At 67.0% G+C, this 6,594-nt stretch carries 5 protein-coding genes and 1 pseudogene; 5 read left to right on the top strand and 1 reads right to left on the bottom strand.

What is annotated here, in order from left to right; genetic code table 11:
• The 3 genes and pseudogenes from ELR45_RS38220 to hisN all read left to right on the top strand — a co-directional run.
• Positions 1–572, top strand: a pseudogene (locus ELR45_RS38220) (3-phosphoshikimate 1-carboxyvinyltransferase); the annotation flags it as partial.
• Positions 569–1,603: a ribosome small subunit-dependent GTPase A gene (gene rsgA, locus ELR45_RS17580; RefSeq protein ID WP_129667539.1), complete on the top strand. Its 1,035-nt coding sequence runs from the start codon at positions 569–571 to the stop codon at positions 1,601–1,603. The pseudogene ELR45_RS38220 and the gene rsgA, both read left to right, overlap by 4 nt.
• Positions 1,604–1,644: 41 nt before the next feature.
• Positions 1,645–2,430 (top strand): histidinol-phosphatase, encoded by a 786-nt coding sequence (gene hisN / locus ELR45_RS17585; RefSeq protein WP_129667540.1) that lies wholly within the window; start codon positions 1,645–1,647, stop codon positions 2,428–2,430.
• A gap of 42 nt (positions 2,431–2,472) precedes the next feature.
• On the opposite strand, the gene ELR45_RS17590 is transcribed toward hisN, so the two are convergent.
• Positions 2,473–4,002: an MFS transporter gene (locus ELR45_RS17590; protein ID WP_129667541.1), complete on the bottom strand. Its 1,530-nt coding sequence runs from the start codon at positions 4,000–4,002 to the stop codon at positions 2,473–2,475.
• Positions 4,003–4,067: 65 nt separating this feature from the next.
• Here ELR45_RS17590 and ELR45_RS17595 point away from each other — a divergent pair, with 65 nt between their 5' ends.
• Positions 4,068–4,733 carry a TetR/AcrR family transcriptional regulator gene (locus ELR45_RS17595; RefSeq protein ID WP_129667542.1) on the top strand — a complete coding sequence of 222 codons (666 nt, stop codon included), beginning with the start codon at positions 4,068–4,070 and terminating at the stop codon, positions 4,731–4,733.
• Between the two features lie 1,070 nt (positions 4,734–5,803).
• A partial coding sequence (locus ELR45_RS17600) for a sigma-70 family RNA polymerase sigma factor (RefSeq protein ID WP_129667543.1) occupies positions 5,804–6,594 on the top strand: 791 nt, incomplete at its 3' end.

The raw sequence follows: 6,594 nt of genomic DNA on the forward strand, positions 1-6,594 counted from the left end.
CCGACCTGTCCAACGCGGCGCCGTTCCTGGCGGCCGCCCTGCTCACCGGTGGCACCGTCCACATCCCGCGGTGGCCGGCCGCTACCACCCAGCCGGGAGCGGCCCTGGGCGACCTGCTCTCCCGGATGGGCGCCACCTGTGAGCTCGACGACGACGGCCTGACGGTCCGTGGGACCGGTACGGTCCAGGGCATCGACGCAGACCTGCGCGACGTCGCCGAGCTGACACCGGTTCTGGCCGGTCTCGCGGCAATGGCCGACTCTGAGTCGCAGTTCCGTGGCGTCGGGCACATTCGTGGCCACGAGACCAATCGGCTGGCGGCGCTGGCGACCGAGATCAACGGTCTCGGCGGCGACGTCTCCGAGACCGACGACGGCCTGACAATCCGTCCGCGGCCGCTGCACGGCGGCGTGTTCCACAGCTACGACGACCACCGGATGGCTCAGGCCGGTGCCGTACTCGGCCTGGCCGTACCGGGCGTCCAGGTGGAGAACATCGCCACCACTGCCAAGACCCTCCCCGAGTTTCCCGGCATGTGGGCGGCCATGCTCGAGCCGGAGCGCGTGGCGTGAGCTCCAGGCGGTCCCCGTCGTCGTACGACGAAAGCGACGTCAGGGTCCGTCCTGGGCGCGGTTCCCGCCCACGGAGCAAGATCCGGCCGGCCCACCGCAACGCCCTGTCCGGCATGGTGATCGCCGTGGACCGAGGCCGTTACACGTGCGTCACGGACGGCGACGCCCACATCGTCGTCGCCATGAGCGCGCGTGAGCTCGGTCGGGGCGCGGTGGTGGTCGGGGACCGGGTGAGCCTGGTGGGTGACGTCTCCGGACAGGAGGGGTCGCTGGCCCGGATCGTCCGGGTACACCCTCGGGCGTCGGTGCTGCGCCGTACCGCCGACGACGACGATCCGGTGGAACGCGTCGTCGTCGCCAACGCCGATCGCATGGTGATCGTCACCGCGGTCACCGACCCGGAGCCGCGTCCACGGTTGATCGACCGATGCCTGGTCGCTGCGTACGACGCTGAGATGACCCCGCTGTTGTGCATCACCAAGGCGGATCTCGGCGACCCCGCACCGCTGATCGACGCCTACGAGCCGCTCAACACGCCCATGATCGTCACCGAGCTGGGCAACGTCGGCGCAGCGAACCCCGGTCTGCCGGACCCTCTCCGCAGGCTCCGCGAGACGCTGCACGGACAGTCGAGCGTCTTGGTCGGCCATTCCGGAGTCGGGAAGTCCACCCTGGTCAACGCGCTCGTCCCGGGATCGGACCGTGCGACCGGTACAGTCAATCTGGTCACTGGTCGTGGCAGGCACACCTCCACGAGCGCGGTTGCGCTCCGGCTGCCCGAAGGCGGCTGGGTGATCGACACTCCGGGAATCCGCTCGTTCGGGCTCGCTCACGTCGATCCGGACACGCTCATCCACGCGTTCGGTGACCTGGCCTCGGAGACGGACGAGTGCCCGCGCGGCTGCACCCATGGATACGGCGCACCGGAGTGCGCGCTCGACGTGGCGGTCGCCGCCGGACGGCTGGTGCCTGAGCGCGTCGAATCGTTCCGACGATTGCTGGCGAGCCGGGAGCGTCAGGCCGGCGACTGAGACGCCGCGCGAACTGTTGCCTCTGAACGCGCTACATTCTGGTGGTGGCCCACGATGACGATCTCAGGTTCGCGCACGTTCTCGCCGATGACGCCGACGCCCAGACGTTGTCCCGGTTCCGCGCGGACGATCTCCGAATAGAGACGAAGGCCGACGATACGCCGGTCACCGACGCCGACCGGGAGACCGAGGAGGCGATCCGCCGCACCCTGTCCCGGGCGCGCCCGCGGGACAGCATCGTCGGTGAGGAGTTCGGCTCCGACGGGTACAGCGCACGTCGTTGGGTGATCGATCCGATCGACGGCACCAAGAACTATCTCCGGGGCGTGCCGGTGTGGGCGACGCTGATCGCACTGATGGTCGGAGACGAGGTGGTGGCCGGGGTGGTGTCGGCGCCCGTGCTGAACCGACGCTGGTGGGCGGCACGAGGTTCGGGTGCGTGGACCGGACGGTCGCTCTCAGCAGCCAGCCGCTGCAGAGTCTCTGACGTCGCTGCCATCAGCGACGCGTCGCTGTCCTACTCCGACCTGGCCGAGTGGGAGGAACACGGTGCCCTGCCCGCGTTCCTGGACCTCACCCGCGCATGCTGGCGCACGCGCGGGTACGGCGACTTCTGGTCGTACATGTTGCTGGCAGACGGCGCCGTCGACATCGCAACGGAGCCTGAGCTGGCACTTCATGACGTCGCCGCGCTGGTGCCCATCGTGGAGGAAGCCGGTGGTCGTTTCACCGACCTGGCCGGCAAACCTGCTCCGATGGGCAACGGCGCGCTTGCCACGAACGGCCGGCTCCATGACGAGGTCCTCGGCCGGCTTGGAGTCAGCTGAACCAGAGCCCATGGTCGCCGGCGCCCGCTCCCGCCCGGCCTCTTACTCGCTCGTCGACGGTAGGGGCACCTTGCGGAGCAGAAGGGTGACCACTACGGCGGCGACACCCAGCAACGCCGCCCCGAAGACCGCCGACATGTTGAGTCCATGAACGAACGCGTCCCGCGCGCCCGCGACCATCGTCTCGGCCAGCTCAGGCGGCAGCTCCTCGGCCACGGCGACCGCACCGCCCAGGGTGCCGGTAGCCGTGTCGGCGGCCTCGGCCGAGATGTCGCGTGGAAGCGCATCCCGTACCTCGTCGGTGTAGACGGCGGCGGCCAGGCTTCCCAGCGTCGCGATCCCCAGCGCACCGCCAAGCTCGGAGCCGGTCTCGTTCACGGCGGCCGCGGCACCCGCGTTCTCTGCCGGGGCGGTGGCGATCACCATGTTGTACGCCATGGAGAGCGCGGTGCCCATCCCGAATCCCATGACGCTGTATCCGCCGATCAGCGCCGCGATCGAGTCATCTGCATCGAGTCGGGTGAGCAGAGCGAACCCGACAGCGCCGAAGGCCAGCCCCGCACCGACGACCACGCCCGGCCGGATCCACCGCACCGCCATGGTTCCGAGTGAGATCCCGACCATCATCACGGCCACCATGGGCAGCATCCACAGCGCGGCGGTCACCGGACGGTAGTCCATCACGAGCTGCATGTGCTGCACGACGAGCATGCCGACGCCCGCGCTCGCCAGGATGAGCACCAGGTTCGCCCCGATCGAGGCGGAGAAGGCCGGATACCGGAACAGACCGACGTCCAGCAACGGATCGGGGCGGGAACGCTGCCGGCGCACAAAGAGGTAACCGAGTATCGACCCGATGGCCATCGCGATCGCCGGGAGGACATCCCACCCGTACTCGGCGAACTCCTTCAGAGCCCAGATGACCAGCAGCACCGCCGCCATCGCCAGTACCGCTCCGATCAGGTCGAAACGTCCTGGCCTCGGATCCTTGTACTCGGGTAGCAGCATTGGCGCCAGCACCAGCAACATCACCATGACCGGGATGTTGATCAGAAAGACCGAACCCCACCAGAACTGCTCGACCAGCAGACCGCCGATGATCGACCCGAGTGGAAAGCCTGCGCTGAAGGCCCCGGTCCAGATGGCTACGGCGGTCCGCCGCTCCGCGTCGTCATGGAACATGTTGCGGATAAGCGCCAGGGTGGACGGTGCAAGCGTTGCGCCTCCGATCCCCAGGAGGGCACGGGCGACGATCAGCATCTCAGCGCTCGTGGAGTAGGCCGCCATCAGTGACGCCGCGCCGAACGCCACGGCGCCGATCATCAGCAGCTTCCGCCGGCCCATTCGGTCACCCAGGGTGCCCATGGTGATCAGCAGACCAGCGATGAAGAAGCCGTAGATGTCCATGATCCACAGCAGCTGGGTACCCGTCGGCTCGAGGTCGGCACTCAGCCACGGCACCGCCATGAACAGCACCGACAGATCCATTGATGCCAGCAACGCCGGCAACGTGAGCACGGCGAGCCCGATCCACTCCCGGCGGCCCGCCTTGTTCTTGGTCACTTCTACCATGCGCCAAATATACAAATGTCTTATACGTGTGTCTAGCACGCCTGTATAAGGTATGGTTTCCAGCTATGGGGCACCGTGAAGACCTGCTCGAAGGCGCCAAGCGCTGCTTGTACGAGAAGGGGTACGCACGCACCACGGCGCGAGACATCGTGGCCGCGTCCAGCACCAACCTCGGCTCTATCGGCTACCATTTCGGCTCGAAAGAGGCGTTGCTCAATAGTGCGTTGATCGAGGCCATGCGGGACATGAGCCGCGAGTTCACCCGGATCAGCGCCGAAGACATCGGCGGACCCAGCTTCGATGACATCGTCGCGGGCTGGAATCGAGTCATCGAGGCGTTCGGCGAGTATCGATCGTTGCTCGTCTCCCAGATCGAGGCTTGGGCCCAGGCGGAACGCTCCGACGAGCTACGCACGCAGCTCGCCGAGTACTACGAGCAAGAGATCACAGACGGGATATCACTCACCCGGGAGTACTACGACGCCCCGGACGACCCTTCGGCGCGCGCCGTCGCCGCCGTGGTCACCGCATTGGCCGACGGACTTGTCCTGCAGTGGCTCATCGACCCGGAACGCGCGCCGACCGGCCACGACGTGGCGACGGGCCTGAATATCATCGGTCGCGCGATCAGCCGAACCGCGGGCACCACAGCCGACGACACCGCAGCCGACAGCAGCCCAACTGACGGCATCCCAACTGACGGCACCGAGACCGAGGACATCGACGGCTGAACCCCGCGAGCCGGCCGGCCACGCCACCTCGACCTTCGGCCCACCCCGCCCTCGGGTTGAGATTCGTCGCTTGTTGCCGCAAAGTATCTGCTCAGGGCCTGCCCAGAGACAATTCGAAAAAACCTTCCAAGATCGCGTCATAACCGGCGCACTACGCCGTTTTGGTGAGTGACTGGGGAATGCGGACCGCACGACCGACAGGGGGTGACGAGTGCGCCACGTGTCGGGGTGCAGCCGGCAGGGTGCGCCAGCCGGGACGCTCGCGGCGTCTTGGCTGGCGCATCATCATGGCGACTACACGGATCTGGAGGACCTCCTCCCGCCGCCAGGCGTGGACGCCGTCCTCGAGGCACTCGCCGAAGGCGATGTTTCGCCGCAGCGCCTCGTCGAGGCATTGACCGTATACGCGTGGGATTCCGTTTCGGACAACTCGGATCTAACGTGCGCATTAGACGATGTCGATGCACTTTGGAACATTCTGGAGTCCAATGGCAATCCACCCCTCTCGCGAACTCGCGCGCGCCATGTCGTGACCGATGCATGGGTAGACGCAGTCGCGGCGGACCGCGCGTCGCCCGGAATAGATGCACTCTCCGGACTACATACCATCGGGTACTTACTCGGCCGCATACACGAGCTCGACCGTTTGACTGACGGGGAGACCTCGCCTCTGGTAGTTCTGGTGGTGACCTGGCGCGAGCCGGAAAGCCCCTGGGTGCGGATCTCGTGCATCCTCCAGGTGGCCTCTGCCCTCCATGACCGGGTGCGCAATGAGGCCACACTCAGTCAATTCGGTACACACTGCGCAGTAGCCCTTGTTCCGGACGATAACCGCGCTCGACTCGAGAGGGGCAGCTTGGTAAAACGGCTCAATACCGGAGAACTCACCACAGTTGGCTTCGATGTCGACCTGGTCCCACTACCAGAAGATCGGTCGCTTGTAACTGAACTAATCGTACGACTTCAGGACGGATTAACGGTCGGCGACAAATCTGGGCCGATCGGCCGGTTCCATCGCGACCGGAACTCCCTAGACTAACGGGAGACCGGAAGAGGTAGGGACTGAACCGTTGACCACACCAGCTGAAGCGCCGAGCGACGCCGAGCTCATCTCGCGTACTCGCGACGGCGATATGAACGCCTACGACGAGCTGTATCGCCGTCATTACGACGACGCGTCGCGCGTTGCGCGGATCGTGACCAACAACAGCGACGAGGCGCAGGACGTCGTCGCCGAAGCCTTCACCCGAGTGCTGACCAGGGTTCGCGAAGGTGGCGGCCCCGACGCCGAGTTGACCCCATATCTGCGCACCGTGGTCAGGCGTCTCGCGGTCGACCGGCACCGTAGCGCGCAGCGCGACGGCCAGCCGACAGACCAGGCGATCCTCGAGATCCTGCCGCGCACGGACGACCCGATGGCACGCGCCACGGACCGTGAGCTCGTCCGCCAGGCGTTCGAGACTCTGCCGGACCGCTGGCAGCAGGTGCTCTGGCACACAGAGATCGAGGGCCGCTCGCCGGCCTCGCTGGCGGCCACGCTGGGCAGCACGCCCAACGCGGTGGCAGCCCTCGCCTACCGAGCCCGAGAAGGGCTCCGCCAGGCTTATCTCGCGGTCAACCTGTCCTCCGACGTGCGTGCGGAATGCCGCCCCTACGCGCCGAAGGTCGCCGCCTACGTCCGAGGCACACTGTCCGCGCAGCACACTCGCGCGGTCACCACCCACCTCGGTGAATGCGAGCACTGCCGGGAACGTCGCGACGAGCTCCTGCTGCTGGTCTCGGACCTGCGTGGCACCTTGTGGCCCGCCCTGCTGCTACCGGCGACCGCTGGAACGGCGGTCATCGCCGGTGCCGCGGCAGT

This window comes from Phytoactinopolyspora endophytica (assembly GCF_004138495.1).
Lineage (GTDB): Bacteria > Actinomycetota > Actinomycetes > Jiangellales > Jiangellaceae > Phytoactinopolyspora > Phytoactinopolyspora endophytica.

What these genes read in the sequence shown, in the direction of transcription:
- ELR45_RS17590 (WP_129667541.1), bottom strand. Translation starts at nt 4,002, where the DNA reads ATGGTAGAAGTGACCAAGAACAAGGCGGGCCGCCGGGAGTGGATCGGG.
- ELR45_RS17595 (WP_129667542.1), top strand. Translation starts at nt 4,068, where the DNA reads ATGGGGCACCGTGAAGACCTGCTCGAAGGCGCCAAGCGCTGCTTGTAC.